This window comes from Pseudomonas kuykendallii (assembly GCF_900106975.1).
GTDB lineage: Bacteria > Pseudomonadota > Gammaproteobacteria > Pseudomonadales > Pseudomonadaceae > Pseudomonas_O > Pseudomonas_O kuykendallii.
Genome location: NZ_FNNU01000006.1, coordinates 65,977 through 81,334, shown reverse-complemented (window position 1 = coordinate 81,334; position 15,358 = coordinate 65,977). Strand labels below are relative to the sequence as shown.

17 protein-coding genes are annotated in these 15,358 nt (G+C 62.8%); all 17 read left to right on the top strand.

What is annotated here, in order from left to right; all coding sequences use genetic code 11:
• The first annotated feature begins 38 nt into the window (after positions 1-38).
• The 17 genes from BLV15_RS18405 to BLV15_RS18330 all read left to right on the top strand — a co-directional run bounded on the left by BLV15_RS18405 (position 39) and on the right by BLV15_RS18330 (position 15,358).
• Positions 39-356: a DUF2190 family protein gene (locus BLV15_RS18405; protein WP_090231166.1), complete on the top strand. Its 318-nt coding sequence runs from the start codon at positions 39-41 to the stop codon at positions 354-356.
• Positions 356-679 carry a hypothetical protein gene (locus BLV15_RS18400; protein WP_090231165.1) on the top strand — a complete coding sequence of 108 codons (324 nt, stop codon included), beginning with the start codon at positions 356-358 and terminating at the stop codon, positions 677-679. Before BLV15_RS18405 ends, BLV15_RS18400 begins: the two co-directional genes overlap by 1 nt.
• A complete protein-coding gene (locus BLV15_RS18395; protein WP_090231164.1) occupies positions 676-1,134 on the top strand; it encodes a hypothetical protein in 459 nt (152 codons plus the stop codon). Before BLV15_RS18400 ends, BLV15_RS18395 begins: the two co-directional genes overlap by 4 nt.
• Positions 1,135-1,136: 2 nt before the next feature.
• Entirely contained in the window at positions 1,137-1,325 is a 189-nt protein-coding gene (locus BLV15_RS18390; protein ID WP_090231163.1) for a DUF7210 family protein, read from the top strand.
• 1 nt (position 1,326) lies between these two features.
• Entirely contained in the window at positions 1,327-2,100 is a 774-nt protein-coding gene (locus tag BLV15_RS18385) for a phage tail tube protein (RefSeq protein ID WP_090231162.1), read from the top strand.
• Between the two features lie 106 nt (positions 2,101-2,206).
• Positions 2,207-3,010: a hypothetical protein gene (locus BLV15_RS21950; protein WP_139210750.1), complete on the top strand. Its 804-nt coding sequence runs from the start codon at positions 2,207-2,209 to the stop codon at positions 3,008-3,010.
• A 597-nt stretch (positions 3,011-3,607) separates the two neighbouring features.
• Entirely contained in the window at positions 3,608-3,889 is a 282-nt protein-coding gene (locus BLV15_RS18380) for a hypothetical protein (protein WP_090231161.1), read from the top strand.
• Between the two features lie 55 nt (positions 3,890-3,944).
• Positions 3,945-4,253, top strand: coding sequence for a hypothetical protein (locus BLV15_RS18375; protein WP_090231160.1), 309 nt, complete (start codon positions 3,945-3,947; stop codon positions 4,251-4,253).
• A gap of 115 nt (positions 4,254-4,368) precedes the next feature.
• Positions 4,369-7,653 (top strand): phage tail tape measure protein, encoded by a 3,285-nt coding sequence (locus BLV15_RS18370; protein WP_090231159.1) that lies wholly within the window; start codon positions 4,369-4,371, stop codon positions 7,651-7,653.
• A gap of 49 nt (positions 7,654-7,702) precedes the next feature.
• On the top strand, positions 7,703-8,209 hold the full coding sequence (locus BLV15_RS18365) for a hypothetical protein (RefSeq protein ID WP_090231158.1): 507 nt from the start codon (positions 7,703-7,705) through the stop codon (positions 8,207-8,209).
• The gene (locus BLV15_RS18360) at positions 8,210-10,009 is read left to right on the top strand and encodes a hypothetical protein (protein WP_245728224.1); all 1,800 of its coding nucleotides are present in this window, start codon (positions 8,210-8,212) and stop codon (positions 10,007-10,009) included.
• Positions 10,009-10,410, top strand: coding sequence for a hypothetical protein (locus tag BLV15_RS18355; RefSeq protein WP_090231157.1), 402 nt, complete (start codon positions 10,009-10,011; stop codon positions 10,408-10,410). Before BLV15_RS18360 ends, BLV15_RS18355 begins: the two co-directional genes overlap by 1 nt.
• A gap of 1 nt (position 10,411) precedes the next feature.
• The gene (locus BLV15_RS18350) at positions 10,412-12,160 is read left to right on the top strand and encodes a hypothetical protein (protein WP_090231156.1); all 1,749 of its coding nucleotides are present in this window, start codon (positions 10,412-10,414) and stop codon (positions 12,158-12,160) included.
• Between the two features lie 9 nt (positions 12,161-12,169).
• Positions 12,170-12,838 (top strand): hypothetical protein, encoded by a 669-nt coding sequence (locus tag BLV15_RS18345; protein ID WP_090231155.1) that lies wholly within the window; start codon positions 12,170-12,172, stop codon positions 12,836-12,838.
• A 27-nt stretch (positions 12,839-12,865) separates the two neighbouring features.
• On the top strand, positions 12,866-13,450 hold the full coding sequence (locus BLV15_RS18340) for a hypothetical protein (protein WP_090231154.1): 585 nt from the start codon (positions 12,866-12,868) through the stop codon (positions 13,448-13,450).
• Positions 13,451-13,685: 235 nt separating this feature from the next.
• Positions 13,686-14,180, top strand: a complete 495-nt coding sequence (locus BLV15_RS18335) for a hypothetical protein (RefSeq protein WP_090231153.1) — start codon at positions 13,686-13,688, stop codon at positions 14,178-14,180.
• Between the two features lie 2 nt (positions 14,181-14,182).
• A complete protein-coding gene (locus BLV15_RS18330; RefSeq protein WP_090231152.1) occupies positions 14,183-15,358 on the top strand; it encodes a hypothetical protein in 1,176 nt (391 codons plus the stop codon).

Genomic DNA, 15,358 nt, shown 5'->3' with positions numbered 1-15,358 from the left:
GCGGGGTTTTTTCACTTCAGCCAACAGGAGAATTCCCCATGGCCACGAACTACATTGAAGACGGCGAGAGCCTCACCCTGATCGCCCCGGCCGGTGGCGTTGTGTCCGGCGTTCCGCTGGCGATCAACACGCTGATGGTGGTGCCGCTCACCACTGCTGCCGAGGGCGAGACCTTCGCCGGCAAGCCTAATGGCGTCTGGAAGCTGGGCTGCACCGCGGGCCTCAAGGCCGGCGTCAAGGTCAGCCTCAAGGCCGGCGCCCTGGTTGCCGACGGCACAGCTTCGTCGGTGCCTTTCGGCAAGCTCACCGCCGACGAAGCCGGCGGCTACGCGCCGGCGCTGCTGATCCAACAGTGATGAAGGGCCGATTCGCGGCGGCGCTGTCGCGAATGCACTGCGTCGGCGCCCGCCGGCTGGCCGATTCGGTTGGCCGCTACCTGGAGCCCGGCAAGCCACCGGTGGAAGGCCTGCAACTGCAGGTGGACCGCAACCTGGTGCGCACCGGGCCGGACGGCCTGTTTCGCAGTGGGCAGGTCGGTATCACCTGGCTCAAGCGTGACCTGCCTACGGTTGCGCTCCGGGCTGGTGTGTTCGAAGTCGACGGCCAGCGGCTGCTGATCGAAGACATCGATGACGACGACGGCCACGTGGTCACCGCTGCCTGCATGGTGACCCCATGACCAACATCCTCACCGAAAGCCGCAAGGCGCTGTACGACCAGCTGCAGACCATCACCGTCGCCAACGGCTACCGGACCAACGCCGGCCAGAACGTCCGCAGCGGCTGGCTGAATGAAGTGCTCAAGGAAGAAGGCGTCTCTTTCCCCGTGATCGTCCTTCAGCCCGCGCGCGGCGCGGCGCCGGTGAAGGGGCCGAACGCGTTCAAGCTGGGCAAGGGCTTCAACGTCGCCGGCGCCGTGAGCGTAGGGATGGATTACGAGGACGCGCTCGACGACATCGAACTCGACCTCATCCAGTGCCTGGTCACCGAACAGGGCCGCTTCCCGAAGTGGCTGCCGCTGGGCGTCACCGCGCTCACCCTGGGCGCGCCGGAAAGCTTCCCGCCAGGTGAGGGGATGCTCGCCGCCGCCGTGCTCCTACCCGTCAACCTCAGCACCATCGTCGAAGGTAAATAACCATGACCGAGAAGACTACGGCAGCCGCCACCGCGCCTGCCGAGCCGAAGGCTGCCCCTCGTTTCGAGGTGAAGCTCATCGCCCCCCACACCCACGCCCGCAAGGATTACGTGGCCGGGGACACCATCAAAGTCACCGCCCGCCAGCGCCAGTTCCTGGTCGAAGCCGGCGTTATCGAGGGGGCCAAATAACATGGCGCGCAAAGTCGAAACCGTGATTCTGGGCGCTATCGTCAAGATGCGCCCGGCCAACACCGGCATCCCGTTCCGCGATGTGGGTCTCGTCTCCACCGTCCAGCAGGCGACCGAGACCAACGACATCACCCTGCCCAACACCCGCACCCCGGAAGGCGGCAACTACGACAAGCTCACGCGCATCAACGCCATGACGCTGTCGCTCAACTTCCGCGAGTTCAACTCCGAGAACATCGCCGCCAACCTCTGGGCCGATATCAGCGCGGTTCCCAGCGCGGCGGTCACCGGCGAGGAGCACATTGCCCAGGTCGGCAAAACCTGCGCGCTGGACAAGATGCCGCTCACCATCACCTCGGTGGTCGACGCCGCCACCGGCCTGGTCGAGTTCGAGGAAGACGAAGACTTCCGCATGACCGGCTCCGGCATCGAGGTCCTCGAGGGCAGTGCCCTGGCCACGGCGATCGCGGCAGCGACCGGCGACTACTCGCTTGAAATCGACTACACCTGCGCGGCTTTCGACGACATCGAGGCGCTGGTCAACTCCGGCGAGGAGTGGGAGATCCTGCTCGAAGGGCAGAACGGCGCCGGCACCAAGGGCCGCATCAACCCGCGCTTCTGGCGCTGCAAGTTCGCCCCAGCCGAGAGCCTGGACTGGATCGGCACCGACGACTTCATGGGCATGACCGTCGCCGCCGAAGTACTTGCCGACTCCACCCGCGGCACGGGCAAGTCGGCGTACATGAAGGTGCAGAAGGAGAAGAAGGGGGCCTAGTCTGCCCTCGTAAGCCGCGCTACGGCTGTGGATGGATAGCCAGTATCGACCATGGCTGGGCTTGGCCGTACTCTGTTGCGTTATCCACGCAACTTAGGGGCGCTCAATGGCTTCCCAGCCAGAGTCGATTGGAAATGCCATCGCCAAAGAAAGGCAGGACATTTTTAATGCATTGACACAAACACATAAATTAAACGAGCTTGCGGTTAAGCGGCTGCAGAACAAGATCACTCAAACACTGTCGCAACCTGGCGTACCTAGGTTGACCAAGGCTTTTTTGAATCATGAATTGGCTTACCTCTTTGCCTATCAAAGAAAGTTAGAGCGAGCCGTTAGTCTTGTTGAACTAGCTCTTTCCGATGGCTTGCCTGAAACGGCAGTGAAACTGTCTAAAGCACATATCAACTGGATGAATGGGAGAATCCTTATGTCAAAGGAAATTCTCCAAACGATAGAGCCGAATGGCGAGCGACAGATGCTGAGCACTCTAATAGGATGTTCTACATCGGTAGGAATGATTGCTCGCGCTGTAAGTTGTTTGAATGATGTTGGTGGAGAAGTCAGGCCTGAAGATAGAAATATAAAAGCCGCCTTATCGATACTTCAGCGGCAAGGGTTTGACGATTCACAAGTTTCGTTACGCCTTCAAACTGCAGCTGACATTATTCGGCAGTCGATTGGACATCCACTGTTGGCTTATGACCTATTTGCCACAGAGGAAGAAGGGATACTGTTTCAGTTTGTCGTTGATGGCAGTGTTCAAGATATTGTCGAACTTGATCAGAAAATGACTGAGGCTTTAGTAGATTTATATGATGATCCCATAGATTCTGTGTTCTCTGTTGGTATAAAGCCGCATGTGTTTACGGAAAGTAATACTTCGTACGGGCCATACTATGCCAGCATCTAGTGATAAAATGTTGGAGCTCGCACGGGCTCTTTTGGAAAATGATTCAGGAGAGATATTTCTTAGAGCATCGGTCGGTCGTAGCTACTACGCTTTATACCATGAAGCATTGCATGTGGCCGAGCAAATTGGGCTGCCAGATAATTCGGTTACGGAAAAGGGTGTGCATGATCGTTTGATCTCGCGATACAGGGTGGCAAGTAAACGACTTAGGGTCATCGCAGCGTGTATACATCGAGCGAAGCTACTAAGAGTTAAGGCTGACTATTATCTCGATGATCAAATCACTTCAAAAGATGCTCAAGTGCATTTGGCTGAATGCGTAGGGTTAGTTAATGACCTGCGTAAGATTGCCGAAAGGAATACCGCGACCACCGGGTAAATCTATTGGCCAATTAAAAAGCATGGCCCTAGCGAAAATCCGGGTTGACGCATCAAGTAGAGTACTGGCGCGGGCAGCTCCAGCTCACCCTCGGGCTTTAACCGGCCAAGGCTGCGCTCGGACTGCCCAGACTGTGCAACAACGCCCCAGCCCCTGTGCTGGGTTTCGGGGCTGCTGGTGCGGTGGTAGATTCCCTCGAACTTCACGGGAGGGACCCTATGTCAGAGCCGACAATCAAATCCGACGTCGTCGAGAAAGCACGCGCTATCAATCAGGCAAACCGCCGAGCCCCGGCGACGAGCAGCTATCTGGCAGCAGCAACAAAAGGCCTTGATGGCGTGCAGCCTGTTGTAGTGGTCGACGTGCACATGCGCTTCGGTTCAATGGTGATGTTCATGATCAAGTGGGCGATCGCGTCGATCCCTGCTTTCTTAATTTTGCTGGTGATTGGCTGGATCGTGGCCCGACTCTTTGGCGGACTACTGCTCGCGATTTCGTGATACCTGGTAACCCAAACAACCCGCTTCGGCGGGTTTTTTTATCCCCGGAGGAATCATGCAAGAAACCAACAGCCGAGAGATCGTGGTCGGCGGCCAATCGATTATTTGCCGAGAGCTGACCGTTCTGCAGGTGCGGAACTGGCTGAAAGATACCGAGCTCGAAACCGATCCGTTTGAGGCGATGCTTTTCACCGATTGCACGCTGGGGGACATCAAGCGCATGACCAGCCTGACGGACGAGATGATCGACGCCATGCGGCCGAGTCAGGTCGATGAAGTGATCAGCGTCTGCAAGGAGCTGAACCCGCATTTTTTCGGGCTGCTGGGTCGGCTGACCAAGGTTGTTCAACAAGCCAGAAGCTAGCCGATCTGGATGCCACGCTGAACGCGTTGATCCGCCTGGGTCACGTGCACGCTCCGTACTACCCCTGGACCTACTACCTCGCGGCTATCCGCGCGGCTTCTAAAGGCTGATTCTCATGTCTGATGTCGAACTGCGCCTGGTCGCGAACCTTGACCAAGCCACCAAGGAGGTGGGCGGCTTCCGGAAGGAATACGCGGAAATGGTCCGGGCGGTTGAAAAGCCGATCCGTCAGGTCCAGGCGCTGCAGCAGACACAGGAGGCGGCGAAGGCCGCATCCTCTGCATTTTTTGCCGCCAAGAAGCGCGTCGATGAATTGAAGACCGCTATTGCCGCGGCAGGCCAGCCCGTACGCGCATTGGATAGGGACCTTGGGCAGGCTCAGCGGACCCTTGCATCCACCACGCGCGAATTCGAAAAGCAGAAGGCTAAGGTCAGGGAGCAACGCGCGGAATTGCGTGCAGCAGGCGTCGATACGCGCAAGCTTGCTACGGAGCAACAGCGGCTGCAGTCGGAGTTGGCTGGTCGCATAGGATCTGGCCGTAACGATGCGGCTATGCAGGGGGCACTGCAAAGTCTGGGGGTTTCCCAGTTTCGCGGCACTCGCGAAGCCATCGCCGAGCAGCAGCGTCAGTTTGAACTGCTGCGCAAATCCGGCGTGCTCAGTACCACCGAGATCGCAGTTGCTCAAACCACTCTGCGCCAGAGCATCGCCGCGGCGTCTCGGGAAACCCAAGGGCTCACTGCGGTATCGGGCACTTGGCTTGATGTCCTCGGCCGCATCCGGGGAGAGGTGATAGCCGGTGCGGCGGCGTTCGGCGGTTTCGCAATGCTGGCACGCAGTTCGTTCAGCGACTACGCGGAGTTCGAGCAGCAGGTGGCCGGCATCGCCACCATTACCGATCTCACCGGAACGCAGTTGGAGGCGACCTCCCAGCAGGTCCGGCAGATCAGCACGGATCTCGGCAAACCTGCCGCCGAGAGCGCCGCCGCTCTAAGGGACATCCTGGGAAGTGGCGTTGAAACCGCCAAGGCCATGGACGTGCTGGCCCAGTCGACGAAGGCCGCGATAGCGGGCATGACCGACACCAAGACGGCCGCCTCCGTTGGCGTTTCGATCATCAATGCCTATGGCGAGGATGTGGGCAAGCTCGGTGAGCGCTACGACCAGCTCTTCCTGACCATTCAGGATGGTGTGGTTGAGTTCGACGAACTTGCAGCGGGCTTGGGTCAGGTACTGCCGAGCGCTGCCGCTGCTGGCGTGGGGTTCGATGAGATCGGTGCGGCGATCGCCCGGATGACCGTGCAAGGCATCAAGGCGCCGATTGCGATCACCGGGTTGCGTAGCGCCATCAACCAGCTCGCCGCGCCGTCGCCCGAAGCTGCCAAAGCCATGGAAGAGCTGGGCATCCGCTGGAACGGCCTTTCCGGCACGCTCCAACAGATCGCGCAGAAGAAGCTGGGGGCCACAGCCATGCGCCAGATCATCCCCGATACCGAGGGGCGCACGGCGGTGTTGGCGCTCACCAACCAGATCGGCGCCTTCAACGAGCAGTTGGGGCGGATGGACCAGGCGGCGGGCTCGACAGAGCGGGCCTATGACATCATGAAGGACACGCCGCAAGCGCAGATGGATCGTTTCAACGCGAGCCTTGGCGAGCTGAAGCTAGCTTTCGGTGAAGCGGTTGCCGCCGGCCTTCCCGTCATCAACCTCCTGACCGGCCTGCTCAATGCCTTCAACAGCTTGCCGGAAGGGTTACGTGTCTCGCTTGTCGGACTGGTGGCATTCGGTGCCGGCGCCAAGGCTGTTGCGGTAATCGTGAAAGGTCTGCGCAGCTCGTTCGGTGGCTTTCTCGGCACGCTGGGGCAGACCCCTTCCGGGGCGCAGGCCGCAGGTGTCGCGCTGGACGGCCTGGCAGGGAGCATGGGCAGACTGGGCAAGGTGAGGCTGGCAAGCGTTGCGAAAGGAGCTGGCCTGCTCTCCGTGGTGGGCTTCACCGCTGACCAATTATCCGAGCTATACGGCTTGTACAAGGAAATGCAGGAACTCGAAAAGTCCCAGGTGAGCGATCAGGCCGCACTGACTGGCAAAGCCACCGCAACTCGGCAATACGCCGCCGTGGTGATCCAGTCCGCCGATGCAGTGAAGCAACAAACCGAAACCGAGCGCAATGAGTACACGAAGCAACTGAGGCTGGCGGAGCAGCACTGGCGCGCGCAGGCCGAGTTGATCAGCCGTGCGGATATGGAGAAAAACGGGCCAACCGCGCCTGTCAGCCAGGAGGCGCTTTCTGCGGCCAAGCAGGCCCGTGCCTACCAAACCACTCGGGAGGCTATCCAGGCAGAACTGGATTCCCGCGCAAAGAGCGAATCCGCCTTTACAGCTCGGATTGGAAAAATCAAAGACGACGAACTGAAGATCGTCCGAGACAAGCTTTCACAGCAGCTCATTGCGTACGACGAGGCTAACAATCGCCTTGAGGCTAGTCGCAAAGCGCGAGAAGGCATCCAGAAGGAGTTCGCTAAGCTCGCCGCCGAGATGGCTGGAGGGACTGCTGCAACCGGCGGTAACTCCTTCGCCGATCTTAGTCAGGCCAAGTACAGCGCCCGTTCAGCAGTTCGGTCCGGGGATAGCGAAACTGCGCTGGCCGAAGCCCGCCGCGCCGCGCAGATCATGAAGGAGTTGAAAGCGGCTGGTGCAAACACCTACGGATTTGAGGGTATCGCCAAGGAGCTGGGCCAGATAGCGGACCAAGCCGCGAAAATCGATGAGCAGAATGCGCAAGGATCGCTCGATGAAGAGAAGGCCAAAGTGGATGGCTTCCTTCAGTATGCTCAGGCGCTAAAGCGCATCAGCGTCGGCTATCAGTCGGATGCTGAATCGGAGGAGCAAACGAAGCAGAGGCTGATAGCTCTCGCGCAGCAATGGGCACAGTACCTGCAGGTTCCTGTCACCTACGTGGCCACTAACACAGCCAATGATGCGCGTGCTGACGGGCTGATTGACCCAACCACTCTCCCCGCGAAGGCCGCGGGCGGACTCCTGCGCGGACCTGGCAGTGGCACCAGCGATAGCATCCTGGCGAGGGTGTCCAACGGCGAGTTCGTCATGAGAGCAGCCGCTGTTCGTCACTATGGCCCGCAGCTTCTGAGTCAGCTCAACGCAATGCGACTTCCCAAGTTCGCCGAGGGTGGGCAGATCAGCACGCGTGCTATGCCAACCATCCCTGTTCTGGCGCCGGCGCTGGCCGCCGCTGCGGGCGGAGGCAGCAGCGACGTCGAGTCCTGGGGCACCCTGTCGCTGGATCTGGGCGGCAAGACCTACAACGTCAAAGCCACCCGCAGCACCGCTGAAGACCTGCGGAACGAGGCCCTGAAGTTCGGCCGAACTCACCGCAAGTAGCACCCGACCCAGCCCGCTTCGGCGGGCTTTCTTTTGCCTGGAGTTCCGAATGTCTCTACCGATCATGCTCGGCGGCGTGCCGATCGTGCTGCTCGCCGGCGCGCCGGATCAGTCGTCCGAGCCGCTCGGCGGCGAAACCGTGGTGCGGATGAGCAACGGCCAGGGCGTGAAAATGTCGCACTGGGCGAAGGAGTCCGGCTCGATCAGCGGCCAGGGCTGGATGCCGGCCGGGCTCGATGGCCTGGACTACAGCCAGCCCCTGGAACTGCGCCTGGCGCTCGCCGAGTGCATCACCGGCAGTGCGCTGCAGGTGCCGCTCACCAGCACGCCGCGGCCGGATGCCGAACCCTGGTGCGTGGCGCTGATCGGCGACACCGGGCAGTGGGCCGAAACGCCCTGCAGCTTCGCCGATGGCGTGGTGACCATCACGCCGGCGGCCGGCGCCACCCTCTACGCCACGTACTGGTACCCGGTCTACCAGGTGTTCGCCAGCAAGCCGCCGAAGTCGCAATCCGCCGGCAGCCACGGCTGGACGATCAACTGGGAGGAGGCGTAGATGCTGATCGGTGGCGTACCCCTCGCCAGTGCTCCGCTGGCCTCCCTCGCGGGGGCTGGCGACGTACCGCCGGAGCCCGGCCAAGTCGAGCTGGTCAGTGCGTTCCGCTGGAAGCTGCGGCTGCTGGTGGGCGACCAAGACGTTTCCGCGCGCCTCACCGGTACGGTCGAGGTGGACCGGGAAGAGGGTGCCGCCGGCATCGCGCGGTTCGACCTGTGCCTTGCCGCCGGGCCGGTGACGCCAACGGACTGGAAGGGCAAGCCGGTCACGCTGGACTTCATCTGCGAAGTGGCCGGCGTGACCACGCAAACGCGCCGCTACACCGGCCGCATCGCTGACCCGAGCTGGGACAGCAGCACGCGCACGCTGAGCTGCACCTGTTCGGACCAGTTGCAGCAGCGCGTCGAGGCGCTGACCATCGCCGAGATCGATGCGCTCACGCCCGGCGCGGTGTGGTCGGAGGACGTGTTCGAGCCCGTCGACGGCCGCAGCCGCTTTGACTACATGAACGAGCGCCTGAGCACCATGGCCGCCAGCCTCGACTGCGCGGTGGATGGCTCGATGCGCGTCACCAGCTGGTTCGCTGGCACGCCGGCGTTTGTGTTCGGCCTGGGCACCACGATTTACCAGTCGATCCAGGTCGACCTCGCGGACCTCGACTCGCAGACAAACGTCGTCGAGATCGAGGCCGACTACCGCTTCAGCCGGCTCTGGCAGTTCAACTTCTCGTTCGGGTGGACCCATCCGGATACAGACGGTTTCGGTGGACTGCAGGGCTTCTGCGCGTGGCGGGACGATACGTCCGAGCTGCCGACCATGGCCATGGTGCAGGAGGCCACAGAGAGCGCCGGCCTGACCATGCTCTCCGCCGCGAACTACAACCGCCTGCCGCCGAACATGGCGAACCCCTGCGGCGACGGCTCGCCGTGGATCAACAACAGCTATGCGGAGGGCCTGATACTCGGCGCTTCCTGGCGCGGCGCGTTGCGCGAAGTGCAGGCCGTCACCGAGAGCTACCCGCTGCGGGTGGAAGTCCCTCAATCGGTCGCGGACGCCGGCGAGGTCATCACCCGCCAGCGCATCGCCATCGAGATCGAAAGCGATCGCGCAGACAAGTGGGAAAGCGAGCCCTATGGCGTGAACGCGGGCAGCACCGGCACGCCCGGCGCCATCGGCGACGGTGACGACGAGGCCCCGGATGACGACGACATCGATCCCGTCGACGGCATCAACGGCAACCTCGACCTGCGCAACGAGGCGCGTCGCATCGCGGGGCTGAGGTGCGGGCTGCAGCAGGCGCGGACGACACTCATCGAGGCGCACCGCGGCACGACCGTGTCGTGGCAAGTCCCGACGCCGATGGCCCTGGGAATCGACCTTGTGCACACGCTCGAGCTGGACGATCAGATCCGCGCCGCCGGTAAGTGCCGGCAGATCACCCACGAGTTCGACCTCGCCAGCGGTAGGGCCCTGACGACGATCAGCGTGGCGGTGATGCGCGGCGGCGGCAATGTCAGCGACCCGCTGACGCCTCCGCCGCACAGCACGAGCACTGCCGCGCGGCCGGTCGGCGGCGGCAGTTTGCCCACGCAGTTGGGCGGGCGCACGTCGAGCCCGCCGTACAACGAGGAGCTGGACGGTTTCAGCGGCAACTACTCATCGGGCAACGCCGGCGAGCAGTTCCCGCGGCAATTCAAAGTGCCGGCGCCCCAAGTCTCGGACGCCCTGCGCGATGAGTGGAAAGTGGAAATTGCCGGGACCTACCGCTTGGCAATACCGAACGACCTCCTGGAGCTGTGATGGCAACGAGCGAGCAGATTCGCCGAGCGATCGGCGCGAACAACGAAGCCTCCCGCCGCAGCCTGGCCGACGACCTGAATCGCTTGGTGAGCCCTGGCAGCGCAAACAAGGCGCTGAAGACCATCGATCCACGCGGCGCCCGGGCAGCGAAGCGCGGCGTCTCCACCTACTCTGCGCCGGCCGCGGGCGGTACCGGCGGTGGCATCGCCAGCCCGCTGACGGAAAAGCTGACGCCCACCGGTGGAAGCACGCGCACCTATTACGCCCAAACCAGCAACCTCTACAGCAGCGACTACCTGCTCGCCGTGGAGATCGAGCCGCTCAAGAGCATCACCATGATCGATGCGACCGGCGCCGAGGTGCTGTTCAACTTCGCGTCGCCGCCCAACGTCGGAGGCTGAGATGTTCGATAGTGCGTTATCGGATTGGAAGCCGGGCAAGCCCGTGATCTTCGGATGGCCATGGCATGGCCGGATCGACCTGCGCAAAGACTCGGGAGGTTTCCTGCCACGACTCACGCTGCCGAACGGCCAGGTCATCCAGTTCGGCTGGTCGAGTGCGTTGCCCTTGGTTTCGCCGGCACACCAGGCGGGCAATGTGTTGCGCTTCCGCGACCCGCGAGCGTCCGTGATTCAGCGGTCCACCGAGCAGCTCGCGGCCGACCAGTCCGCCGGGCGCGAGTGGCGATCCGCAGCGCTCTACAACCCGCGCGAATCCATCATCTATGGGCAGAAGTACACCTATGGCTCTGAGCTGGGCATGGCGAGGTGGATCTACCACGACGGCGAGCGGAACTGGCAGGCGAGCCTCAGCAGCACGCTATCAACAGTTCGCCTGATCCCCGGGCCGAAGCTGGCTCGCCGGCCGCAGCCGGAGTCGCTGGACATCGATGTTTCAAAGCCCGATGGGGCGCCGGTGACCGCCGCGGGGTCGAACTGGGTTGTGGTCGATTCGGTAGCGTCTGGGGGCCGAGTGATCCTGGCGCACATGACCAGCACGGGTAGCTCGCTGCCGGACGGGAGTTACTCGTCCATCGAGGGGGGCGGCTGGCACTGGCCCATTCTGGAGTTCTGGGAACTCACCCTCAGCAACGTGGATGCGGTCCGGTCCGCCGTGCTGCGCCCGCTGAAGACGACTGCCCAGACATCTGGGACCGTGACCGAGCGCGTCGTCCCGCAGTTGTCGGATGAGGCAGTGGTGGTCACCACGCAATGGGTGCGTGGAGAGCCGGTCGGGGAGATGTACCGCTGGAACGGCTCCCTGGTAGCGACGCGTTCAACACCCTCCACCATCGGCGGGAACGGGCTGCGCGTCCCTGGGCATGGCAGCTACGACATCAGCTACGGCGCGGTTGGCATGGTGCTGGCGATGTACTACCGCCCGGATGGCTCGGTGGCCAGCGTCACCGCAGATGCGGTCGTGAATGAGCACTACACCGGGTCGGGGGTTGGAGGTGGTGCCAGCGGGACGGGCGTGATTATTGGGGCGGATATCGGGGGCGGCCCCTCAAACTGGCACGCGGAGACTTTCGGATCAGGCACGGGCACGTTCAACGCTTCGAAAACCTACACCCAAACTGCCACCTTCAGGCTTGTGAATGACGGCACTCAGGTTGCATCGGCCAGTTTCACTGCTACCGCAACCACCGAGATGACCGCGCAGTTGGCTTACCAGATACCCGGGGACGTCCTCAACTTCCCGACCGTAGGGGAGCGGTCTCGAACCGTGTCGCAAAACTGCGAATGGTCGGTGCACCTGGACACCGCTTTCGATTCGGGCTCTTCGAACTACTCGAACACCGCCGCAAGTGCGGACATGTACCCCGGACCGTGGGCATCTACGGTACCGGCATCGCGGCTTGCTCGTTCTCTCGCGTTGCGTTCGCCGGCGGCCAATGACGCGGCCTCCACCAACCTGATTCTCGGGTCGGTGCGGTACTGCGCGCAGATGCCGTGCGTGTTCGCCCTTCGCGCGAATGAAGGCGCAGCGCCGACGAAGGTCCGGCTGGGCAGCGGCGCGTTGCCCTATGCCGATGGCGTGTTCACCAACGGCCGTGACCTAACGGGCGTGATAGCTGAGCGCTTCGGCAGCTACAACCCCATCACCCGGCAGTACGTCCGCGACGCCCCAGGGCCGGTTTTCTGGATCTAGGAGATTCACATGCGCTTCATCAACAACTGGATCACCCAGCTCGACGCCGAGCTGCCGGTGGGCGGCACCACATTGCCCATTCCCGCCGCCGCGCTTGATCGGCTGGACCTGAGCGAGTCGGGCTACTACCTCCTCACCCTCGTGCCGTCGATGGACCCGCTGGAGCAGCAGAACGCCGAGGTCGTGCGGATTTTCATGGGCCAGGATGGGCCGGAGATCGAGCGCGGGGTAGAGCAGACCACCGAACGGGCCTGGTCGGCTGGCGCTTACGTCATCGCCGGCGTCACCGCCGGGATGATGCGGCGGCTGACTAAAGCGGGGCAGTTTGAGGTGTATTCGCCAGGCGAATACGCGTTCGGGCTGGACACCGGCTTCCTCTATGTCCAGTCCGAATGGGAGCCGGGCGATTACGCCATCGAGACCCAGGTGCTGGCTAGTCCGGAGACGACCGCGTTTGATTTTCACTTCAAGGGCGGCGGCGGATCGACGCGCATCATCCTCTCTGGCGCCGGACAATTCGCCAGCGCGCAGGTTTATGGGATGCCGGCTGGGAGGGCAACTTCGGTCGAGATCGACGGCTCCTCGACCATTATCACGGGGCTCACCGGGGGTGTATTCGGGCGTTGCGTGATAACCGGCTACAACGCCGTGTACTACGTCACCAGCGAATTCCACTAACACCTTCAGCACATGGAGTAGCCAGCGATGCAGCCGGCCCGCCTAGACCTGCCCGTCATTCCGGGCACCACGACACGACAACCCCTGCTGCTCATGCAGCCCAGCTACCTCTACAAACCCATCGCGGCGATCCAGCGCACGGCGCCGTTGCTGATCACCGTGCCCGGCCACGGCCTCCCGTCGGAGTGGCCGGTGTGGTTCGAAGACGTCGTGGGCTGGAGCGAATTGCGCAGCGACAAGACCCGCCAGCCGTTCCGCATTGCGCGCACGGTCGACGCCGACACGATCGAGCTGAACGGCCTCAACGGACTGAATCAGAAGGCCAGCGGCGGGGTGCTGGTGTACCAGCCGCCGGTGGACCTCACGGGGTGCACCGGGCTGCTGCGGATCACCAGCAAGGACGGCGCCGTCCTCGACCTGACGACCGAAAACGGTGGCCTGCTGATTCAAGGGCCAGGGCAACTGCTGGTCGTCATCACTCCCGCCCAAGCCGACGTGCTGGCCCTGGCTCGGAGCGACTATTGGCTGGACCTCACCATGAGCGACGGCAGCGTTATGCGCTGGCTGCAGGGCGACGTCGTGGTCGGTACGGGAGGTGCGCATGGCTGCTGACTGCTGCCCGCTCGTCGTTACCGCGCCGCGTCCGACTGCTGCCGTCGTCGTTGCACCTGGCACGCAGGGGCCGCCAGGCCCGCCGGGACCAGCCTCGCCCGGGAGCGGTGACGCCCCGCTGATCAGCGAGGACCCGAACAATCGCCTCACCCAGGGCAGCGATGACGGCCTCTTCGTCAACGACGACCTGATTCCCGATCCACTCGCCTTCTACATACTCGCAAAGGGATAGACCATGAGCCTCGAAACCAAAATCATCTCGCTGGCCCAGGCCATCGGCGCGGACGTCAAAGCGCTACGCACAGCTCAGGGCGACCTGACCAGCTTGCCCACCACCGCAAAAGGAAACCTGGTCGCGGCGATTGCCGAGATCTACGGTTTGCTTGGCCAGGCCGGCGCAGTCATCGACGACAACGCCGGCAACGGCGCCACCAGCGTCACCTGGTCCGCGGACAAGATCTACGACAGCCTGGAACTGGCGAAGCAGGCGGTGAAGGCCGAGATCCTCGGCGGCGCCTCCGAGGCCTACGACACGCTGCTCGAGCTGCAGGAGTTGGCAACGGGTAACGCCTCCACCGCCGCGGCGTTGGCGACTGCCGTGAACAACCGCGTTCGCTTCGACGCTGCACAAACGCTGACGACTGCCCAGAAGCTGCAGGCCTGCACGAACATTGGCGTGGGTGATCCGGAGCACGACTTCGCGGCCGACTACGCAACCGCCAAGGCCTGATCATGAGCCTCGCCTCTCGTCTGACCGCCCTGGCCCAGGCCATCGGCGCGGATATCAAGGCTATAGCAACCAAGTTGGGTGGCATCGAGGAGGGCGCGCAGAAGAACGCCTGGGACCAACTGAAGGCCGTTGCCCTGGTCGGCGGCGTGGCCACGCTCGATCTCTCCAGCCCGGCCGGGTTCCGCGTGACTCTCACCGGGAACACCGCCCTCGCATTCAGCAACGTGCCGACCGGGCGCGTGGTCGTCTTCACGGTGACGTTCGTGCAAGACGCCACCGGCGGGCGGCTGGTGATCTATCCCGGTAACGTGAAAGCGGACGGCGGGGGAGTCGTTGCACAGCCTGCAACAGCTGCCGGCGCGGTCACCGTCCAGTCGTTCTATACCGACGACGGCGGCGCGACGATCTGGCAGGCGCGGGATCTGAGCGGGCTTGGAACTGGCGACAATCTGCTTATCAACCCATTGTTCAGAATCAATCAGCGCGGTTACGTAAGCGGCACAGCGACTACCGGGGCAAACCAGTACACGCTCGATCGATGGCGCGTCGTCACCAGCGGGCAGAGCCTGACATTCTCGGCGGCAAGTATCGGCAACCAGATCACCGCGCCGGCGGGGGGCGTTGAGCAAGTAATTGAAGGCGTCAACAACCAGGGCGGGGTTCACACACTTACTTGGTCGGGCACCGCCACAGCGACCGTTAATGGCACGGCGATCAATAATGGTGGGCAGACGGCAAGCCTGACAGCCGGTGCGAACGTCACTGTTCGCTTCATTGGCGGCACAGTGCGAGAGGCCAAATTCGAATCGGGAGCGGTTGCCACTCCGTTTCGGTCCCCCCTTTTCAGCGCTGACCTGCTGCTATGTCAGCGATACTGCGTCGTCTACACGCTCGGCAACGGGGAGGGGCTCGCGAACGGCACAGTCACAAGCTCGACCTCTGCTTACAGCTGGCTGCTACTGCCGACAACGATGCGCACGTCCTCCGCGGCAGTGGTGGTGTCCTCCGGCCTGGCATTTTATGACCCGTCGTCACGCTCCGGCACGATTGCCGCGAAGCTACAGACGCCCTTCATGTTGCAAGTTGGTATCACCGGCTCGTCTGGAATGAGCCCGGGCGGCTCTGGCTACTTCGCCTGGTTGTCTGGCGGGAAAATCACGATCGACGCGGAGCTTTGA

Bases quoted from the DNA above. Each gene is read 5' to 3' on its own strand.
- BLV15_RS18405 (WP_090231166.1), top strand. From the start codon at position 39: ATGGCCACGAACTACATTGAAGACGGCGAGAGCCTCACCCTGATCGCC.
- BLV15_RS18400 (WP_090231165.1), top strand. From the start codon at position 356: ATGAAGGGCCGATTCGCGGCGGCGCTGTCGCGAATGCACTGCGTCGGC.
- BLV15_RS18395 (WP_090231164.1), top strand. From the start codon at position 676: ATGACCAACATCCTCACCGAAAGCCGCAAGGCGCTGTACGACCAGCTG.
- BLV15_RS18390 (WP_090231163.1), top strand. From the start codon at position 1,137: ATGACCGAGAAGACTACGGCAGCCGCCACCGCGCCTGCCGAGCCGAAG.
- BLV15_RS18385 (WP_090231162.1), top strand. From the start codon at position 1,327: ATGGCGCGCAAAGTCGAAACCGTGATTCTGGGCGCTATCGTCAAGATG.
- BLV15_RS21950 (WP_139210750.1), top strand. From the start codon at position 2,207: ATGGCTTCCCAGCCAGAGTCGATTGGAAATGCCATCGCCAAAGAAAGG.
- BLV15_RS18380 (WP_090231161.1), top strand. From the start codon at position 3,608: ATGTCAGAGCCGACAATCAAATCCGACGTCGTCGAGAAAGCACGCGCT.
- BLV15_RS18375 (WP_090231160.1), top strand. From the start codon at position 3,945: ATGCAAGAAACCAACAGCCGAGAGATCGTGGTCGGCGGCCAATCGATT.
- BLV15_RS18370 (WP_090231159.1), top strand. From the start codon at position 4,369: ATGTCTGATGTCGAACTGCGCCTGGTCGCGAACCTTGACCAAGCCACC.
- BLV15_RS18365 (WP_090231158.1), top strand. From the start codon at position 7,703: ATGTCTCTACCGATCATGCTCGGCGGCGTGCCGATCGTGCTGCTCGCC.
- BLV15_RS18360 (WP_245728224.1), top strand. From the start codon at position 8,210: ATGCTGATCGGTGGCGTACCCCTCGCCAGTGCTCCGCTGGCCTCCCTC.
- BLV15_RS18355 (WP_090231157.1), top strand. From the start codon at position 10,009: ATGGCAACGAGCGAGCAGATTCGCCGAGCGATCGGCGCGAACAACGAA.
- BLV15_RS18350 (WP_090231156.1), top strand. From the start codon at position 10,412: ATGTTCGATAGTGCGTTATCGGATTGGAAGCCGGGCAAGCCCGTGATC.
- BLV15_RS18345 (WP_090231155.1), top strand. From the start codon at position 12,170: ATGCGCTTCATCAACAACTGGATCACCCAGCTCGACGCCGAGCTGCCG.
- BLV15_RS18340 (WP_090231154.1), top strand. From the start codon at position 12,866: ATGCAGCCGGCCCGCCTAGACCTGCCCGTCATTCCGGGCACCACGACA.
- BLV15_RS18335 (WP_090231153.1), top strand. From the start codon at position 13,686: ATGAGCCTCGAAACCAAAATCATCTCGCTGGCCCAGGCCATCGGCGCG.
- BLV15_RS18330 (WP_090231152.1), top strand. From the start codon at position 14,183: ATGAGCCTCGCCTCTCGTCTGACCGCCCTGGCCCAGGCCATCGGCGCG.